Below are 18621 nucleotides of genomic sequence, written 5' to 3'. Positions count from 1 at the left end.
CCCGCACCCACGCCGGGCGCCTACGCAGGAACGTGCACCGTCTCCACCCGGCTGGCAACCAACCGCTCCCGCTCCCTCCGAGCCGCCCGCTTCCGCAGCCGCAGAATCTGCGACACCCCCAGCGCCTGCAGCACGAACACCGACGAGAAGGCGACGGCGTAGTCGTCCCCGGTCGCATCCAGCAGCACCCCGATCGCGAACAGCGTGGTCATCGACGCGACGAAGCCGCCCATGTTCGTGATCCCGGACGCGGTCCCCTGCCGCTCCGGCGGGTTGGCCGGCCGCGCGAAGTCGAAGCCGATCATGGACGCCGGTCCGCAGGCGCCCAGCACCACGCACAGCACGACCAGCAGCCACATCGGCGCGTGCTCGGCCGGGTAGGCGAGCGTCGTCGCCCACAGTGCCGCCGTCGCGGCCACGGTGCCGAGGGCCAGCGGCAGCCGCGCGCCGTGGTGCCGGGCGATGATCTGGCCGTAGACCAGACCGACGGCCATGTTGGACAGCACGACGAGCGTGAGCAGCCCGCCGGCCGTGCCGCGGGACAGCCCCTGAGCCTCCACGAGGAACGGCAGGCCCCACAGCAGCAGGAAGACCATCGCCGGGAACTGGGTGGTGAAGTGCACCCACAGCCCGAGCCGCGTACCCGGCTCCCGCCAGGAGGTGGCGATCTGCCGCCGTACGTACGCGGCCCCCTGGTGCGGCATCGGCTCCGGCTCGTACCCCTCGGGGTGGTCCTTGAGGAAGAGCAGCAGCAGGACGAGGACGACGACTCCGGCGAGCGCGCTGCCCGCGAACGCCGCCGTCCAGCCGACGCCGTGCAGCAGCCGGGCCAGGACGAGCGTGGAGACCAGGTTGCCCGCCATGCCGACCAGCCCGGCGAGCTGGGCGACCAGCGGGCCGCGCCGGGCCGGGAACCAGCGGGTCCCCAGCCGCAGCACGCTGATGAACGTCATCGCGTCGCCGCAGCCCAGGAGAGCGCGCGAGGCGAGCGCCATGCCGTACGACGGTGAGAAGGCGAAGCCGAGTTGGCCGGCCGTGAACAGCACCACGCCGATGCCCAGCACCTTCTTCGTGCCGAGCCGGTCGACGAGCAGGCCGACGGGTATCTGCATGCCGGCGTAGACCAGCAGCTGGAGGATGGAGAAGGTGGACAGGGCCGAGGCGTTGACGTGGAAGCGGTCGGCGGCGTCGAGCCCGGCCACGCCGAGGGACGTGCGGAAGATGACGGCGACGAAGTAGACGGCGACGCCGATGCCCCACACGGCCATCGCGCGCCGGCCGCCCGGGGGGTCGCCGGGTATTCCCGTGGTGCCGCTCATCGGACCTCCCCCCTGGCCAGGTGCGAGAACCAGCCCACGTGCCGGTGGACGATGCCCACGGCCGCCTCCGCGTCCCCCGCGCGCAGCGCGTCGAGGATCTCCTCGTGCTCGGCAAGGGTCTTGGCGATGCGGTCCGGGTGGGAGTGCATGACGGCGACGCCCATGCGCAGCTGGCGGTCCCGGAGCTGGTCGTAGAGGCGGGAGAGGATCTCGTTGCCGCCGCTGCGGACGATCTCGGCGTGGAAGCAGCGGTCGGTGACGGAGGCCGCCGCGAAGTCGCCGGCGGCGGCCTGCTCCTTCTGCCGGGCGAGCAGTTCCTCCAGCCGCTCGATGAGTCCGGCCGGGGCGGGGACGGCCTTGCGTGCCGCGTGCTCCTCGACCAGCAGCCGGGTCTCCACGACGTCCGCGATCTCCTGCGCGGAGACGGGCAGGACCATCGCGCCCTTCTTCGGGTAGAGCCGGAGCAGTCCCTCGGCCTCCAGCCGCAGCAGCGCCTCGCGCACCGGTGTGCGCGAGACCCCCACGGCCTCGGCGAGCTCTCCCTCGGTGAGCAGGGACCCGCCCTCGTAGCGGCGGTCCAGGACGCCCTGCTTGACGTGGGTGTAGACGCGGTCGGCGGCGGGAGGTTGCTTCACGGCCATGGTCATGCCCACAGGATAGATACAACAGGGACGCAAGCAGGCCCCCGTCCAGCATGCGGACGCACGCACCCACGCCCGAACGGCCACCCGTCAGAGGGACGCGCCGACCCGGCCGGCGCCAACGGCACAACCATCCGTGCTACTTACGAGTCGCACATACATGGCCCCACGCCGTAATCGACCACAACGCGGCCACACCACCGGGGCGTTCACATAATCGGGGTATCTCACTTGATAAACGACATCCAGGGCATCCGCCTTCGCAGAGCCGTCGCCGTCGCCGTGACCACCGGCGCCGTCCTGACGACCGGAGCCCTCTCCACCGCACCCGCGCAGGCCGCGCCCGCCGCCGCCGTGCGCGCCGCCGCCGCGCCCACGATCGTCGCCAAGGGCGGCTACGTGATGAACGACGCGAACGGCAAGTCCCTGTACACCAAGTCCGCGGACACCAGGCGTTCCACGGGCTCCACGACGAAGATCATGACGGCCAAGGTGGTGCTCGCACAGCCGAAGCTGAACCTCGACCGCAAGGTCACGATCCAGATGGCGTACAGCGACTACATCGTGTCGAAGAACGCCTCGTCGGCACGCCTGATCGTCGGCGACAAGGTGACCGTCCGCCAGCTGCTGTACGGGCTGATGCTGCCCTCGGGCTGCGACGCCGCGTACGCGCTGGCCGACACCTACGGCTCGGGCAAGACGCGCGCCGCCCGGGTGAAGTCGTTCATCGGCAAGATGAACGCCACCGCCAAGTCCCTGGGTCTGAAGAACACGCACTTCGACTCGTTCGACGGCATCGGCAACGGCAAGAACTACTCCACGCCCCGCGATCTGACGAAGCTCGCGAGCAGCGCGATGAAGAGCTCGACGTTCCGCACGATCGTCAAGACGAAGAAGTACACGGCGAAGACGACGACGAAGAACGGCGGCACCCGCACGATGGCGCCGTGGACCAACACCAACACGCTGCTGAGCAGCTACAGCGGCGCCATCGGCGTGAAGACCGGCTCCGGCCCCGAGGCCAAGTACTGCCTCGTCTTCGCCGCCACGCGCAAGGGCAAGACGGTCATCGGCACGGTGCTCGCCTCCTCGTCCGCCACCCAGCGGGCGACGGACGCCAAGAAGCTGCTGGACCACGGTTTCAAGACGCTCGGCTGACCCGCCGTCCGCCGGCGCCGGGCCGCGCGCCCCGGTCGGGGACGCGCGGCTCGGCGACTGCCGGGACTCAGGCCCAGGTGATGAGCCGCTTGGGCTGCTCCAGGATCGCCGCCACGTCGGCGAGGACCTTCGAGCCCAGCTCGCCGTCGACCAGGCGGTGGTCGAAGCTGAGCGCCAGCGTCGTCACCTGACGAGGCTTCACCTTGCCCTTGTGGACCCACGGCTGCGGCTTGATCGCGCCGACCGCGAGGATGGCGGACTCGCCGGGGTTGAGGATCGGCGTGCCGGTGTCGACGCCGAAGACGCCGACGTTGGTGATGGTCACCGTGCCGCCCTGCATGGCGGCCGGGGAGGTCCTGCCCTCCCGGGCCGTCGACACCAGCTCGCCCAGGGACTCGGCCAGCTGCGGCAGCGTCTTGGCGTGGGCGTCCTTGATGTTGGGCACGATCAGACCCCGCGGGGTCGCCGCGGCGATGCCCAGGTTGACGTAGTGCTTGACCACGATCTCCTGGTTCGCCTCGTCCCAGGACGCGTTGATGTCCGGGTTGCGCCGGATCGCGACCAGCAGGGCCTTGGCGATCAGCAGGAGCGGGTTCACCCGCAGGCCCGTGAACTCCTTGTCCTGCTTCAGCTCCTCGACCAGCTTCATCGTGCGCGTCACGTCGACCGTCACGAACTCCGTGACGTGCGGCGCCGTGAACGCCGAGCCGACCATCGCCGCCGCCGTCGCCTTGCGGACGCCCTTGACCGGGATGCGGGTCTCGCGCGCCGTGTCGTACGGCACCGCGGGCGCGGGGGCCGCCGGGGCCACGGGCGTCGCCGGTGCCGCCTCGGGCTCCGGGGCCTTGGGGGGCGCCACGGCCGCGTGGACGTCCTCGCGGGTGATGATGCCGTCCGGACCGGTCGGGGTGACCGTCGCCAGGTCGACGCCGAGGTCCTTGGCCAGCTTGCGCACCGGGGGCTTGGCCAGGGGGCGCTCGCGGGTGACCGGCCCGTGGCCGTTCAGCTCGGACTGGATCGCGGCCGGGGCCTCCTGGGCCGGGACCTCCGCGCTCTTGCGGGGACGGCGCCGGGTCGAGGAGGTGGCCACCCCGTAGCCCACCAGGACCGGCTGGCGGCCCTCCGGCTTCGGCTCCTCCGCCTGCGCGGGCGCGTCCTCCACGGGCGCCTGCGCCGGCTCCTGTTCGCCGGCCGCCGCGCCGCCCACGGCGACCGCGATGATCGACGTGCCCACGTCGACCGTGGTGCCCTCGGGGAAGTGCAGCTCGCGGACCACCCCGTCGTAGGGGATGGGGAGTTCGACGGCGGCCTTGGCCGTCTCGACCTCGCACACCACCTGTCCGTCGGTGACCGTGTCACCGGGCTGGACGTACCACTTGAGGATTTCGGCCTCGGTGAGTCCCTCGCCCACGTCGGGCATCTTGAACTCGCGTACGGACCCTTCAGTCATCGTCGTCACGGCCCTCTCCTCAGTACGCCAGCGAGCGGTCGACGGCGTCCAGCACCCGGTCCAGGTCGGGCAGGTACTCCTCCTCCAGGCGGGCCGGCGGGTACGGGGCGTGGTAGCCGCCGACCCGGAGAACCGGGGCCTCCAGGTGGTAGAAGCAGCGCTCCGTGATCCTGGCCGCGATCTCCGCGCCCGAGCCGAAGAACACCGGCGCCTCGTGCACCACGACCAGGCGGCGGGTCTTCTCCACCGACGCCTGGATCGTGTCGAAGTCGATCGGGGAGACGGAGCGCAGGTCCAGCACCTCCAGGGAGCGGCCCTCCTCGGCGGCCGCGTCGGCGACCTCCTGGCAGAGCTTCACCATCGGGCCGTAGGCGGCCAGCGTGAGGTCGGTGCCCTCGCGCACCACGCGCGCGCCGTGCAGCGGGCCGGGAATGGCCTCGGTGTCGACCTCGCCCTTGTCCCAGTAGCGCCGCTTGGGCTCGAAGAAGATCACCGGGTCGTCGCTCTGGACGGCCTGCTGCATCATCCAGTACGCGTCCGAGGCGTTCGACGGGGAGACCACCTTCAGGCCCGCCACGTGCGCGAACAGCGCCTCCGGGGACTCGGAGTGGTGCTCCACCGCGCCGATGCCGCCGCCGTAGGGGATGCGCACGACGACCGGCAGCTTGACCTTGCCCAGCGAGCGGGCGTGCATCTTCGCGAGCTGCGTGACGATCTGGTCGTAGGCCGGGAAGACGAAACCGTCGAACTGGATCTCCACCACCGGGCGGTAGCCGCGCAGGGCCAGGCCGATGGCGGTGCCGACGATGCCGGACTCGGCCAGCGGGGTGTCGATGACGCGGTCGTCGCCGAAGTCCTTCTGCAGGCCGTCGGTGACCCGGAAGACGCCGCCGAGCTTGCCGACGTCCTCACCCATGATCAGGACCTTGGGGTCGGAATCCAGGGCGCGCCGCAGCGATTCGTTGATCGCCTTGGCCAGAGCCATTTTCTCCACTGCCATGTCAGACCCCCTCTGCGTCCGCGAACGACGCCTGGTAGGCGGCGAACTGGGCTCGCTCCTCGTCGACGAGCGCGTGCCCGTCCGCGTACACGTTCTCGAAGATGGCGAACCGGTCCGGGTCCGGCATGGCACGGACCACTTCGCGCACTCGTTTGCCCAACGCCTCGCTCTCCGCCTCCAGTTCCGCGAAGAATCCCTCGTCCGCGTGGTTTGCGGCCTCCAGGTGGCGGCGAAGGCGCAGGATCGGGTCCTTCGCCTCCCAGGCGGCCCGCTCGTCGTCGTGGCGGTAGCGGGAGGGGTCGTCGGAGGTGGTGTGGGCGCCCATGCGGTAGGTGTACGCCTCGATGAGCGCGGGTCCCTCGCCGCGCCGGGCCCGCTCCAGGGCCCAGCGGGTCACCGCGAGGGAGGCCAGCACGTCGTTGCCGTCGACGCGGACGCCGGGGAAGCCGAAGCCCTGGGCGCGCTGGTAGAGCGGCACGCGGGTCTGCTTCTCGTTCGACTCGGAGATCGCCCACTGGTTGTTCTGGCAGAAGAACACCACGGGGGCGTTGTAGACGGCGGCGAAGTTGAACGCCTCGCTCACGTCACCCTGGCTGGAGGCGCCGTCGCCGAAGTAGGCGATCACGGCGGAGTCCGCGCCGTCCTTGGCGACGCCCATCGCGTAGCCGGTGGCGTGCAGCGCCTGCGAGCCGATGACGATGGTGTAGAGGTGGAAGTTGTTGCCGTTCGGGTCCCAGCCGCCGTTGTTCACACCGCGGAACATGCCGAGGAGATTGGTCGGGTCCACGCCGCGGCACCAGGCGACGCCGTGCTCACGGTAGGTGGGGAAGACGTAGTCGTCCTCGCGGGTGGCGCGGCCGGAGCCGATCTGGGCGGCCTCCTGGCCCAGCAGCGACGCCCACAGGCCCAGCTCGCCCTGGCGCTGCAGGGCGGTGGCCTCGGCGTCGAAGCGCCGGGTGAGCACCATGTCGCGGTACAGGCCGCGGAGCTCATCGGCGGTGATGCCGTCGACGTAGCCGTCGTACTCGGCGTTCTTCACGCGCTCGCCCTCGGGCGTCAGCAGTTGCACGAGCTCGGGGTCCGTGCCCTGCGCCTTCTTGGCGGTCGTGCGGGTGGTGCGCTTGGTGCCGGTGGTGCCGGCCTTGCCTCCGGCGCTGCGTCGCGGCTTTCGCGCGGCAGTGCTCTCCACGGTCACGTGTGCTCCTCCGTCGGTCCGGCCCCCGGGTTCGCCGGAAGCCAGTGCGGCTCACCTGCGGCCCGTCAGACGCACAGGGTGGGTGCGCCGCGATCGGGAACAGGCGTGACAGGTGCCCCGGCGAGCGCCCTGCAAAAGGCACGTTACCCAGTGCTCCACATTTCTGTGAAACCCCTCCTGACCTGCGTTTTTACTTGGGTTTCCAAGTAAACCGCGAAAGTCGGGAAGTCCTACTGGTCACAGCCTCGCAGGGGGCCGGAACAACGGCACGTTATCCCGGCCACCCCGGGCACGGGAAGAGTTCGTGTGTGACACTGAGCGCGTGCATGAAATCGGAAAAATCCGGGTATTTCTTCTCGATGACCACGAGGTCGTCCGCCGGGGCGTCCACGATCTGCTGTCGGGCGAGGACGGCATCGAGGTGGTCGGCGAGGCCGGCACGGCGGCCGACGCGCTGGCCCGGATCCCGGCCACCCGCCCGGACGTGGCGGTGCTGGACGTACGCCTCCCGGACGGCAGCGGCGTGGAGGTGTGTCGCGAGATCCGCTCCCGGGACGAGTCCGTCCGGTGCCTGATGCTGACCTCCTTCGCCGACGACGAGGCCCTCTTCGACGCGATCATGGCGGGCGCCTCGGGCTACGTCCTCAAGGACATCCGCGGCGCCGAGCTGCTGACCGCCGTGCGGGACGTGGCCGCCGGCAAGTCGCTGCTCGACCCCGTGGCCACCGCGCGCGTGCTGGAGCGGCTGCGCGACGGCGGGGCGAGGACGGACGACCGGCTCGCCCGCCTGACCGAGCAGGAGCGCCGGATCCTGGAGCTGATCGGCGAAGGGCTGACCAATCGTGCGATCGGCGAACGGCTGCACCTCGCCGAGAAAACGATCAAGAATTACGTGTCGAGTCTGCTGGCCAAACTCGGCATGCAGCGACGTTCCCAGGCCGCCGCCTATGTGGCCCGGATGCAGGCCGGGAAGCGCTGAGAATTCGCCGGTCCCGCACGGCGGACTCCATCCGCCCCGGACGGCGCGTTTATTCGGGACTTACGTCCCGTCACACCGGGGCGGGGGACCCTGTTCCGTCCTTTCCCGCTCCCGCACAGTGAGTGCATGCCCACCGACGAAAAGCTCGCCGTCGGCCTGCTCGGCCGCACCGACCACGGCCGGGCGGCCACCAGCATGCGTGCCCTGCCCTTCCTCGCGTTCGCGCGGCACATCGTGGTCGACGGCCGCGTTCTGCTGCGCATGCCCAGGAGCTGGGGATACCACCGCGCGTGCGCCGGGAGCGTCGTCGCGTACGGTGCCGACAACCTCGACTCCGCCCGGCCGGGCGAGAGCCTGTGGACCGTACAGGTCGTGGGCAGGTGCGAGGTCCACGACCCGACCGCCGCCGAGATCGAGCGGTTCGGCCCCGCCCCGCACGCCGTGGACGGCGTCCCGTACGAGCCCGTCTACCTGCGCATCGAGCCGCGGTTCGGCACCGTGCACTCCCTGGGACACGGCCTCGAACGCCACTTCCAGGACGCCGTCTGACCCTGACGCGACCGAAAGCGACCGCTGGCGACTGTCTGTGACAACGCCCAGCTCACAGCTTCTTTTCGTGCCCTAGCATCAGCCGCGTGCCGCGCTTACGTGTACCACCCCCTGTACCTCATGCGCCCCCCTTGGGCGCCCTCCTCCGCCGCTACTCCGCCGGTTCCGCGCTCACCTGCGAGCCCGTCGACCAGGGCCTGCTCAACCGCGGCTACCGGCTGTGCACCACCCGCGGCCGGTACTTCCTCAAGCACCACTCCGACCCCGACACCGCCGACCCCGCCGCCATCGACCGCCAGCACCGGGCCACCCGGCGCCTGGCCGACCTGGGCGTCCCGGTCGCGCCGCCGCTGCCCGGCCGCGACGGGCGCACGGTCGCCGTCGTCGGCGGCCACGCCTACGCCCTGCACCCGTGGATCGACGGCCGGCACCGCCACGGCGGCCAGCTCACCCTCGCCCAGTGCGCACGCCTCGGTGCGCTGCTCGGCGCGGTGCACGCGGGCCTGGAGCAGGTGATGCCGGCGCACGGGAGGGCGCCCGCGGCCCGCACCGAGGGCCCCTCGGGACCCGGCCCGGCCGAGAGCGCCGACCCCGCCGACACCTTCGCCCTCATCGACGACCTGCTCGCCCGGGTGCAGCGGCACCGCCCCGCCGACTCCTTCGACGAACTCGCCCGCCACCGGCTCCTGGAGCGGCGCCTGCTCCTGGCCCGCCACGCCGACCGGCGCCCCCCGCGCGGGGCCGCGGTCGGCTGGGTGCACGGGGACTTCCACCCGTTCAACCTGCTCTACAAGGGCGACGCCCCCGCCGCCATCGTCGACTGGGACCGGCTGGGCGTACGCCCCCGCGCGGAGGAGGCCGTCCGCGCCGCCGCGATCTTCTTCGTCCGGCCCGGCGGTGCGCTCGACCTGCCGAGAGTGCGGGCCTACGCGCGCGCGTACCGGCGGACGGCCGGGGCCACGCCCTCCCACCTCGGGGCGGCCGTGCACCGCGTGTGGTGGGAACGCCTAAACGACTTCTGGATGCTGCGCTGGCACTACGAGCGCGGCGACACCCGCGCGGACCCGCAGTTCCCGGCCGCCTCGGCGCTCGCGGTGTGGTGGACACGGCAGTACGACGCGGTGTGCGACGCGTTCGCGCAGTGACGGCCGGCCGGCCGGGGATCAGCCGCCGCTCGTGCTGCCGGTCGTACCGGGGTCGCCCGCGCCGCCGTCGTCGCCGCCGCCGTCGCCCGGGGGCGGGGTGACCGGAGCCGACGAACCGGGCGACTCGCCGCCCGACGTCTCCTCCGGCGGGGTCGACGGCAGCGTCTCCTCGTCCGTCGGCTCACCCGACGGGTCCTGGGTGACGCTCTGCGACGGGGTGTAGGAGGGCGTGTACTCGGGCTGCGTCCAGTCGCCGCCCGTACCGCCGCCGCCGTTGCCCTGCTCGGTGCCCGGGTCGGTGGTCTCCTGGGTCGCCTCGTCGCTCGGCGACTCGCTGGCCTTCTCGTCCTCGGTGGTCTGGGTGGCCGTGGGCGAGGGGGAGGTCTCCGGATCGCCGCCCTTGCCGCCCCCGCCGTTGTTCAGCGCCAGCGCGACGCCCGCGGCGATGGCGATCACCGCGAGCACGGCCAGGATCCACAGCTTGCCCCGGCCGCTGCCCTTGTTGCCGTGGCCCTCGAAGCCTCCGTCGTCCCCGCCGCCGTATCCGTTGGGCAGGATCGGCTGCGGGATCTGCTGGGTGTCCGAGGCGTGGTCGGGGTGCGGCAGCACCGTCGTGCCCGCCATCCCGGCCGAGGGGGTGTGCCGGCCGTCGTGCATGCCGACCGGGCCGGTGTTCCAGGTGCCGGTGTGGCCGCCCTGGTCGTACAGCATCTGCAGCCCGTACTGCACCAGGCCGCGCATCTCCTCGGCGGTCTGGAAGCGGTCGTCGGGCTCCTTGGCCAGCGAGCGCATCACCAGGCCGTCGAGCTCCGGCGGGGAGGCGTCGGAGACCTCGGACGGGGGCGTCGGGATGTCCTGGACGTGCTGGTAGACCACCGACAGCGGGGTCTCGCCGGTGAACGGCGGGCGCAGCGCGAGGAGTTCGTACAGCAGGCAGCCGGTGGCGTACAGGTCGGAGCGGTGGTCGACGGCCTTGCCGAGCGCCTGCTCCGGGGAGAGGTACTGCGGGGTGCCCATGACCATGCCGGTCTGCGTCATCGTCGTCGACGCCCCGTGCAGGGCGCGGGCGATGCCGAAGTCCATCACCTTCACCGCGCCGTTGTGCGTGATGATGACGTTGGCCGGCTTGATGTCTCGGTGCACGATGCCGTGCTGGTGCGAATAGGCCAGCGCCTCCAGGACGCCCGAGACGATGATCAGCGCCTGCTCGGGGCCGGGTGCCTCGGCGTTGAGGAGGAGGTCGCGGATGGTGCGGCCCTCGACGAGCTCCATCACGATGTACGGCACGGACTGGCCGCCGACGAAGTCCTCGCCGGAGTCGTACACCGCCACGATGGCGTGGTGGTTGAGGCCGGCCACCGACTGCGCCTCACGCGTGAAGCGGGCCTTGGACACCGGGTCCTCGGCGAGGTCCGCGCGCAGCAGCTTGACCGCCACGGTGCGTCCCAGGCGGACGTCCTCGGCCGCGAAGACCTCGGCCATGCCGCCCCGCCCGAGCCTGCGGGTCAGCCGGTACCGGCCGTCGCCGACAAGCCCGCCGTTGCCCCAGGTCTCCGGCGCGTCCGACATACCGCCGCCAGTCGCCTCGGGGTCGGACGGGCCCTGAGCGCGCTGCTGCTGTGCCATCAGTCCTCGCCGTCGTTTCTGCCCGCGGTGCGCGCGGTGTTGTTACGGTCTCCGTCGGCCACGCTACAGCCTCGCCGGTGGCCTCCGGTCCGAGACGGGCGCCCCGACCGGCACGAGACGGACCGGCCATGAAACCCTGGTTCCGTACTGTCGTGCAAATTCTGTGTACCGGCCGTACGCCCGCTGTAACGCTTCCGCGACGCTTCTTTCGCGTACGGTCACGGAACGGGCACCGCGCTTGACGTGTCAGTGCCCTGGGGCAGACTTGGCCGGGAATAACACTTTGGATCAACGTGCGCCCGGGCCGCTGCCACCGGCGCCTATGGGGGACGCAGAGACATGAGCCAGGACGGCGGACAGGGCCGGTACGCGGGGCGTGCGCTCGCCGGCGGCCGCTATCAGCTGCGCGACCTGCTCGGCGAGGGCGGCATGGCCTCGGTGCACCTGGCGTACGACTCCGTGCTCGACCGCCAGGTCGCCATCAAGACGCTCCACACCGAACTCGGCCGGGAACAGGCCTTCCGCGAGCGGTTCCGCCGTGAGGCCCAGGCCGTGGCCAAGCTCACGCACACCAACATCGTCTCCGTCTTCGACACTGGCGAGGACGATCTGAACGGCATGACGACGCCGTACATCGTCATGGAGTACATCGAGGGCCGCCCGCTCGGCTCGGTACTCGACGAGGACGTCCGGCAGTACGGCGCCATGCCCGCCGACAAGGCCCTGAAGATCACCGCGGACGTGCTGGCCGCCCTGGAGATCAGCCACGAGATGGGCCTGGTCCACCGGGACATCAAGCCGGGCAACGTGATGATGACCAAGCGCGGTGTGGTCAAGGTGATGGACTTCGGCATCGCCCGCGCCATGCAGTCCGGTGTGACGTCGATGACACAGACCGGCATGGTCGTCGGCACCCCCCAGTACCTCTCGCCGGAACAGGCCCTCGGCCGCGGCGTGGACGCCCGCTCCGACCTGTACTCGGTCGGCATCATGCTGTTCCAACTGGTCACGGGACGCCTGCCGTTCGACGCGGACTCGCCGCTGGCCATCGCCTACGCGCACGTGCAGGAGGAGCCGGTCGCGCCCTCCTCCGTCAACCGCTCCCTGCCGCCGGCCGTCGACGCGCTGGTGGCCCGCGCGCTGAAGAAGAACCCCAACGAGCGCTTCCCCAGCGCCGAGGCCATGCGCGACGAGTGCCTGCGCGTGGCGCAGTCCTTCCACGCCGCCCCGCCGAGCATCGTGCCCGGCGCCCACACGCCGAGCGGCGCGGGCGTCGGCTCCGCGGTGTTCCCGCCGGTCGACCAGTCCACCCCGGCGCCCACCGGACCCGTGCAGTCGCCGTACCAGCCGACGCCGGCCCCGGGCCCGTACGGCACCCCGGCCCCGTCGGCGCCCTCCCCAGCGTACGGCTATCCGCAGCAGGGCGGCTACCAGACGCCGGCCGCGTCGGGATACGCGCCGCAGCAGAGCCCGTCGACACCGCCGCCGTACAACATCACGCCCGCGTCCCAGGGGTCCGGCTCCCCGGGCGGCGGGAAGAGCAACAAGGCCGTGATCATCGGCTCGATCGTGGTCGCCGTGGTCGCGGTCGGCGGTCTCGTCGGGGCGCTGCTGATGAACGGCGGCGGCGATGACGACCCCCAGGGCGGTGGCGGCGGCACCTCGACCGCCACGGCGTCCGCGTCGCCGTCGAAGGCGGCGGGCTACCGCGGCCCCGACACCTCGAAGACGATCGAGAAGGAGGAGTGCACGGAGCCGGAGGAGTCGTACAACGACCCCGACAAGATCCGGGTGCCCGACTTCACCTTCAAGTACATCGGCTCGGTCAAGGAGTGCTTCCAGGCCGCCGGCTGGACGATGAAGGTCGTGAACGTGGACGAGAACACGTACGGCGAGGGCTCGATCAGGGACCAGTTCCCCGCGCCCGGCACGGACGTCGACCCCAAGGACATGCCCGAGATCCAGCTCAAGGTCTCGACGGGCAACCCTCCGTCGTCCTGATCCGGCGCGCGGTTCCCGCGCACGGTTCCCGCGCACGGTTCCCGCGTACGGCGAAGGGCCCGGCGCCCCCGAAGGGTGCCGGGCCCTTGCCGCCCGTGACGGCCTCCGGTGAGCGGTGCCCGGCGCCGTCCGGACCGGGGGGTCAGACGAAGATGGAGAGGTTCTTCGCCATGAGGACGGACTGGTCGAGCAGGAGGTGGCGCTTCACCACGCGCCAGCCGTCCTCGGTGCGCCGCAGGGTGTCACGGCGGCGGCCGACCAGGAAGTCGGTCTCGTCGGCGACGCGGTTGCGGTAGACCAGGAACCGGCAGCTGACCTCCACCTCGGGCAGCTCGACCCGGTCGAGGCGCACGTTGGTGACCAGGTGCGAGACGCGGGACACCGGCTCCTCCGCCCAGTGCACGCCGGTGGCGAGCTGGGCGACACGGAGTTCGACGGTGCTCTTGTCCTCGTCGAACCACTGAACCTCGCAGGCGCGGGTGTTCTCCCGCTCGGCGACGTCGTCGTACCGGACGTTGAGCCGCAGCGGGACGGAGTAGTGGTAGTCGTCGGCGAGCAGGTCGAGCCACTCGTCGTAGCGGCGCTCGTCGAGCAGGTCGGCCTCACGGTAGAGGAAGTCGGCGACCTCCCGCTCCAGCAGCACCTTCTCGATGAGCTTCTCGTCGATGGCCATGTCGGGCCCTCCCTCGGTGGTCAGTTGTCCTCTTCGCGGCGGCCGATCTCGGGCAACGCGTCCGGGGCGACAGCGGTGGCCCGGTCGTCGGTCTTCGCGAGTTCCTCGAGCTCGGGCCACGACAGGTTGTCGGTGAACTCCGCCCAGCGGCGATAGAAGGCACGGGCGTTGACCTCACCGGCGATGGCGTGGTGGGAGTGGACGGCCCGGTCGAGGTCGCTGGGCAGTTCCTGGCCGAGGCCCTGCTGGTAGTTGTACGGGTAGCGGCGGGCGACGACGCCGAGGCTGGCCTGGGTGGCGTAGTCCCAGTTCTCCATGTCGTCCTGCTCGGTCATGCCGGCCGGGCCGCCGTAGCGCATGTAGTAGTGGCGCAGCCACTCACGCACGAACTCCGGCGCGTCCTTGTCGACGATGAACCAGCGCCACACCTCGGTCTCGGTGGGGCTGATCGGGTGGGCGACGAGGATGGAGCGCGGGAAGCCGGCCGCGAAGGACATGTTGGGGAACAGCGTGGCCGGTCCGCGGCCGCCCAGCGGGCGGTCCTCGGCGCGGAGCTTCTCGGCGCGCTTCTGCCACGCCGCAGCGAAGTACTCCTCCATCTCGGGCTCCGCGAACTCGGGGTAGGGCACCTCGTAGGCGAGGTTGTCGGAGGCGCCGTGGCCGAGCCGGAAGGAGGTCTTCATCCGGCCCTTGGAGAAGCCGCCCTGGTCCTGGCGCTCGCCGTGGCGGCGCTTGCCCTTTCCGCCGGGGCCGATGCCGACGGCCTCGACGGAGGCGTGGGTGGACGCGCCGTGGTAGGTGTCGCCGAGGAAGTTCTCGGAGACGAACTTCCAGTTGGACTTGATGCGCCACTTGAGCACGCCGCGGAAGACCTCGGTGGCCCCCTCGGTGCCGTCGAAGGCGTCGGCGAGGTTGTCCAGCCACCAGTGGAAGTCGCCGACGTACTCCTCGAACGACGGCGCCTCCGGGTCCCAGTTGGCGAATACCAGGCCCTTGTAGACGTGGATGTTGGGGCAGTGGACGAGGCCCCACTGCTTCTTGCGGAGCTTGTTGTCGTACGCCGCCTTCATCTGCGGCACGCCGTGCAGGTCGCCCGGGGTCTCCACCAGGGCGCCGTCGATCGAGTAGGACCAGGCGTGGTACGGGCAGGTGAACTGCATGGTGTTGCCCTCGTCGTAGCGGCACACCCGCATGCCGCGGTGGCGGCACGAGTTGAGCAGGACGTGGATCTCGCCCTTGTCGTCCCGGGTGAGCAGCACCGGGTCGGAGCCCATCTGCGAGGAGAAGTAGTCGCCGGGGTTCGGGACCTGGCTGGCGTGGCCGACGAAGAGCCAGGCGCGGGGGAAGAGGTGCTCCATCTCGCGGCGGAAGATCTCCTCGTTGACGAAGATCTCCCGGCTGATCTCGCCGGTGCCGAGGTCGACGAGGTCGCTGACCGGTCCGAGCCCCTGCTTCTCAGGGGTGTTCGTGCTCATGCGCGGTTGCCTTCCAGGTAGGTCGACGATGACAGGTCGAGGGGAGTGAGTGCGGTGGTCAGGCCGGCGAGCCGGGCCGTCACGTCGGCGATGTCGGCGCCCTTGGCCCAGGCTTGTCGTGCGGTCATGCAGCCACGCGGCCAGCCGAAGGTGACGGCGGCGGTGAGGCGGCCGTCGCGGCTGTACAGGACGACCTTCCGGTCGCCGGTGGGCGTGGTGGCGGTGAAGGCCTGCACGTGGTCGTCGGCGGAGCGGCGGCCGACCATCTGGAGCTTCACCCCGTGCTGGTCGGACCAGAGGTAGGGAACAGGGTCGAACGGCCGGCGCTCCCCGGTGACCAGTGCGCGGGCGACCAGCGCGGCCTGCTCGGTGGCGCTGGTCCAGTGCTCGACGCGGCGGTGGCCGCCGGTGCGCCGGTCGTACCAGCGGGACACGTCGCCGACGGCCCAGACACCGTCGGCGCCCGGCACGGCGCAGTACTCGTCGGTCACCACGCCGTCGTTCAGCCCGAGGCCCGAACTCTCCAGCCACTCCGTGTTGGGCACACAGCCGATGCCGACGATCACGGTGGCGGCTTCCAGGCACCGCCCGTCGTCGAGCCGCACCAGCGCCCAGCCGTCCGTGAGCGGCTCCACCCGGTTCACCCGCGCTCCCGCCAGCACCTCCACGCCGTGATCGGCGTGGAGCCCGGCCAGCAGTGCACCGACCTCCGGGCCGAGAGCGGCGAAGGGCGCGGGGCCGGATTCGGCCAGGGTGGTGGGGCAGCCGAGCGCCGCCGCGGTGGCCGCGGCCTCGGCGCCGATGAAGCCGCCGCCGACGACGATCACGGGCTCCTTCTTGGCGAGCCGGGCCGCCAGCTCGGCGCTCTCCGACAGCTCCCGGACGGTGAAGCAGGGCAGCTCCGTGACCGGCTTCCCCACCGGCGCGGGGAGCGTCCGCGGCCGCACGCCGGTCGCGAGCACCAGGGCGTCGTAGCCGAGCAGCTCACCGTCCGCCAGCCGCACCCGGCGCCGCTCCACGTCCAGGGCGACGGCCGCCCGACCGAGCCGCAGGGTGAACCCGTGGTCTGCCTCGGGGCCGCCCGGCAGCAGCCGGATGTCCTCGGCGCCGCGCGTCCCGGCGAGGAACTCCTTCGACAGCGGCGGCTTGTCGTACGGCAGGTGCGGTTCCGCACCGACGAGGGTCAGCTCGCCGGTGTGGCCCTCCGCGCGCAGTGCCTGGGCGGTGCGGACGCCGGCCACGGAGGAGCCGACGACGAGGACCCGTTCCGGGCGTTCAGCCGTCATTCTCGACCAGCCACAGGGCGTCCGCCGGGCAGCTGCGCACCGCCGCCGCCACCCGTTCCCGGTCGGCCTCGGACACCTTGTCGTCCAGCAGGACGACCAGTCCGCTGTCGTCGAGGTCGAAGTGCGCCTCGTCCGCGGCCACGCAGTTTCCGTAGCCCTGGCATTTACCCAGATCCAGGCCGATGTGCATGGAACGTCCTCCCCGCTTCCCAGTGAACGTTTAATGGTTTAGTGATTAAACCGATGGAGACGTTAAGAAGCAGCAGGCGTGAGTGTCAAGGGGTGGAGCGATGGACTTACCCTTGGCGAGCACCCAGGGAGAGGGAGTGGCAGTGGCCTCGAGCACGGCGGCGCCAGGCGCTTCGGACGAGATCTTCCGGCCGGTACCCACCGGCCGGGCGTCCGCGATGATCGTCGGTCAGATCCGGGATCTCATCCGTTCAGGATCGCTGCCGGTGGGCACGCGTCTGCCGGCCGAGCGGGACCTGTGCGAGCGGATGAACGTCAGCCGGCTCACGCTGCGCGAGGCCCTGCGGGCGCTCGAGGTCAGCGGCCTGATCCAGATCCGCGCGGGCGCCCATGGCGGGGCCTTCGTCACCGCGCCGGACACCGACCGCGCGGGGCAGGGCCTCACCGACCTGCTGTCGACGTCCGGGCTGAGCGCCTCCCAGGTGACGGAGGCCCGGATCGCCCTCGAACTGGGCACCGTCCAGCACATCTGCGAACGGGCCACCGAGGACGACCTGCGGGAGCTGCGCGTGCTGTGCGACCAGGCCGAGGAGGCCCGGGAACTGGGCAGCTACACCGTCGACATGTCGTACAGCTTCCATCTGCGGGCCGTCCAGGCGAGCCACAACCCGGCCATCGGCATGATCATGGGTTCCATCCGGGACGCCGTGCTGATGTCCATGCGGGCCGCTCACCACGAGGGAAAGCAGGGTGTCGAGGAGCACCGGGCCTTCGTCGACGCCGTCGGGCGCAGGGACGCCGCCGAGGCCCGCCGCATCCTGGCGGCACACCTCCAGCGCACCGTCGACGCGGTGGCGGGCGACTGACCGCACACTGCGCCGGCGCGGAACCGGCGTGGAGGCGGGCACGCGTCCGACACCTCCAGGGGCCTGTCGTCACGTTCCCGTCGTCGCCCCGGAAGTCCTCGTAGGCCTTCGAGGCAGAGGAGGAGCGTGCCAGGCGTCGCGGGGAGGACGGGAATGTGACGACAGGCCCTAGCAGGACGGCGCGGCGCGGAGGATGTCCTCGAGCTGAGCGGCGGCGGCGTGCAGGTGGCGGACGACGCGGCGCTGGTCACGTTGCGTCATCCGGGAGGCCGGTCCCACGGCGTTGATCGCGGCGACGGTGACGTCGTCGCCGTCGCGCACCGGTGTCGCCACGGAGATGACGTCGTCGGGACGGGCGTTCACCGCGTATCCGCGCTGGCGGATCTGCTCGAGCTCCTTGTACAGGCCGGACAGTTGCGCATCCTGGGTCACCAGGCGCTCCACGATGGGTCCGAGCCTCGATTCGGGCAGGTCCGCCAACAGGACCCGGCCGGTGGCGCTGGTGTGCGCCGGCACGACCTGGCCGGTCCGGTCGACCACGCGCAGCGCCTCCCCGCCCTCGGCGCCGATGAGGTAGCGCACGTTGGCGCCCTCCAGCTGGGCGAGGTGGACCGTCTCACCGAGCCTCATCGCCAGGTCGGTGAGCACGGGCCTCGCGTGTTCGCGGATGTCCATGTTCCGGACGGCGGCCAGGCCGATGTCGAGGAACGCGGGCCCCGGCACGTAGGTGCGTACGTTCTCCTCCTGCCGGACGAACCCGTGGAACTGCAGCATGGCCAGCAGCCGGTGAGCCGTCGACGTCGCGACCCCCAGCTCCTCGGCGGCGTCGGAGAGCCGGACGCGCCGGTGTTCCTTGAACATCAGCATCAGGCGCAGGGCGTTGTCGACCGACGTGATCGGATAAGCCGGCCGGCTGTTCCCACTCGAATTCAAGGCTCCTCACTTTCGGGCTCCCCGCGGCGGGCGAAGTGTCCGTTCCGGACGCTTCGTCACGGCACGGGCCTGTTCTTCGCCGCGTCCGGTCGGGGGAACCCCGTGCCGGAACACGGTCACGATAGACGAGACACGC

The 18621-nt window shown here is 71.3% G+C and carries 17 protein-coding genes; 6 read left to right on the top strand and 11 right to left on the bottom strand.

Annotated elements, in window-relative coordinates; genetic code table 11:
- Positions 1-20: 20 nt before the first annotated feature.
- Complete coding sequence (locus H0H10_RS31695; protein ID WP_188184577.1) at positions 21-1319, bottom strand: MFS transporter; 1299 nt, start codon at positions 1317-1319, stop codon at positions 21-23.
- Complete coding sequence (locus H0H10_RS31690) at positions 1316-1966, bottom strand: GntR family transcriptional regulator (RefSeq protein ID WP_188184576.1); 651 nt, start codon at positions 1964-1966, stop codon at positions 1316-1318. Before H0H10_RS31690 ends, H0H10_RS31695 begins: the two co-directional genes overlap by 4 nt.
- 225 nt (positions 1967-2191) lie before the next feature.
- Between H0H10_RS31690 and H0H10_RS31685 the strand changes: the two genes are divergently transcribed.
- A complete protein-coding gene (locus H0H10_RS31685; protein WP_188184575.1) occupies positions 2192-3118 on the top strand; it encodes a D-alanyl-D-alanine carboxypeptidase family protein in 927 nt (308 codons plus the stop codon).
- Between the two features lie 67 nt (positions 3119-3185).
- Here the strand turns inward: H0H10_RS31685 and H0H10_RS31680 are convergent, their stop codons facing one another.
- The 3 genes from H0H10_RS31680 to pdhA are packed head-to-tail and all read right to left on the bottom strand — an operon-like array spanning position 3186 to position 6763.
- Positions 3186-4577 carry a dihydrolipoamide acetyltransferase family protein gene (locus tag H0H10_RS31680; protein ID WP_188184574.1) on the bottom strand — a complete coding sequence of 464 codons (1392 nt, stop codon included), beginning with the start codon at positions 4575-4577 and terminating at the stop codon, positions 3186-3188.
- Between the two features lie 10 nt (positions 4578-4587).
- Positions 4588-5553, bottom strand: a complete 966-nt coding sequence (locus tag H0H10_RS31675; RefSeq protein WP_188184627.1) for an alpha-ketoacid dehydrogenase subunit beta — start codon at positions 5551-5553, stop codon at positions 4588-4590.
- 16 nt (positions 5554-5569) lie between these two features.
- Positions 5570-6763, bottom strand: coding sequence for a pyruvate dehydrogenase (acetyl-transferring) E1 component subunit alpha (gene pdhA / locus H0H10_RS31670; RefSeq protein ID WP_188184573.1), 1194 nt, complete (start codon positions 6761-6763; stop codon positions 5570-5572).
- Positions 6764-7085: 322 nt separating this feature from the next.
- On the opposite strand from pdhA, the gene H0H10_RS31665 reads away from it, so the two are divergent.
- The 3 genes from H0H10_RS31665 (at position 7086) to H0H10_RS31655 (ending at position 9436) form a co-directional block, all read left to right on the top strand.
- Positions 7086-7742 (top strand): response regulator, encoded by a 657-nt coding sequence (locus H0H10_RS31665; RefSeq protein WP_188184572.1) that lies wholly within the window; start codon positions 7086-7088, stop codon positions 7740-7742.
- Positions 7743-7868: 126 nt separating this feature from the next.
- Positions 7869-8291: a pyridoxamine 5'-phosphate oxidase family protein gene (locus tag H0H10_RS31660; protein ID WP_188184571.1), complete on the top strand. Its 423-nt coding sequence runs from the start codon at positions 7869-7871 to the stop codon at positions 8289-8291.
- 86 nt (positions 8292-8377) lie between these two features.
- On the top strand, positions 8378-9436 hold the full coding sequence (locus H0H10_RS31655; RefSeq protein WP_188184570.1) for a phosphotransferase enzyme family protein: 1059 nt from the start codon (positions 8378-8380) through the stop codon (positions 9434-9436).
- An 18-nt stretch (positions 9437-9454) separates the two neighbouring features.
- Here H0H10_RS31655 and H0H10_RS31650 read toward each other — a convergent pair whose 3' ends face one another.
- Positions 9455-11062 (bottom strand): protein kinase domain-containing protein, encoded by a 1608-nt coding sequence (locus H0H10_RS31650; protein ID WP_188184569.1) that lies wholly within the window; start codon positions 11060-11062, stop codon positions 9455-9457.
- Positions 11063-11401: 339 nt separating this feature from the next.
- On the opposite strand from H0H10_RS31650, the gene H0H10_RS31645 reads away from it, so the two are divergent.
- Positions 11402-13063: a Stk1 family PASTA domain-containing Ser/Thr kinase gene (locus H0H10_RS31645; RefSeq protein WP_188184568.1), complete on the top strand. Its 1662-nt coding sequence runs from the start codon at positions 11402-11404 to the stop codon at positions 13061-13063.
- Positions 13064-13205: 142 nt separating this feature from the next.
- On the opposite strand, the gene H0H10_RS31640 is transcribed toward H0H10_RS31645, so the two are convergent.
- Genes H0H10_RS31640 through H0H10_RS31625 form a run of 4 tightly spaced genes read right to left on the bottom strand, consistent with a single transcriptional unit; the run spans position 13206 to position 16687 of the window.
- Positions 13206-13736: a 3-phenylpropionate/cinnamic acid dioxygenase subunit beta gene (locus H0H10_RS31640; protein ID WP_223180691.1), complete on the bottom strand. Its 531-nt coding sequence runs from the start codon at positions 13734-13736 to the stop codon at positions 13206-13208.
- A gap of 20 nt (positions 13737-13756) precedes the next feature.
- Complete coding sequence (locus H0H10_RS31635; protein ID WP_188184567.1) at positions 13757-15211, bottom strand: aromatic ring-hydroxylating oxygenase subunit alpha; 1455 nt, start codon at positions 15209-15211, stop codon at positions 13757-13759.
- Complete coding sequence (locus H0H10_RS31630; RefSeq protein WP_188184566.1) at positions 15208-16497, bottom strand: NAD(P)/FAD-dependent oxidoreductase; 1290 nt, start codon at positions 16495-16497, stop codon at positions 15208-15210. The genes H0H10_RS31635 and H0H10_RS31630 overlap by 4 nt, the downstream gene beginning before the upstream one ends.
- Positions 16487-16687: a ferredoxin gene (locus H0H10_RS31625; protein WP_188184565.1), complete on the bottom strand. Its 201-nt coding sequence runs from the start codon at positions 16685-16687 to the stop codon at positions 16487-16489. The genes H0H10_RS31630 and H0H10_RS31625 overlap by 11 nt, the downstream gene beginning before the upstream one ends.
- Positions 16688-16787: 100 nt before the next feature.
- Between H0H10_RS31625 and H0H10_RS31620 the strand changes: the two genes are divergently transcribed.
- The gene (locus H0H10_RS31620) at positions 16788-17552 is read left to right on the top strand and encodes a FadR/GntR family transcriptional regulator (RefSeq protein ID WP_373566931.1); all 765 of its coding nucleotides are present in this window, start codon (positions 16788-16790) and stop codon (positions 17550-17552) included.
- A gap of 168 nt (positions 17553-17720) precedes the next feature.
- Here the strand turns inward: H0H10_RS31620 and H0H10_RS31615 are convergent, their stop codons facing one another.
- Entirely contained in the window at positions 17721-18485 is a 765-nt protein-coding gene (locus tag H0H10_RS31615; protein ID WP_188184564.1) for an IclR family transcriptional regulator, read from the bottom strand.
- Positions 18486-18621 lie beyond the last annotated feature (136 nt).

Origin of the sequence: Streptomyces griseicoloratus, assembly GCF_014534645.1 — a bacterium.
GTDB classification, from domain to species: domain Bacteria; phylum Actinomycetota; class Actinomycetes; order Streptomycetales; family Streptomycetaceae; genus Streptomyces; species Streptomyces griseicoloratus.
Note: the sequence above shows the minus strand (reverse complement) of the source record. Positions and strands in the feature narration are given on the sequence as shown.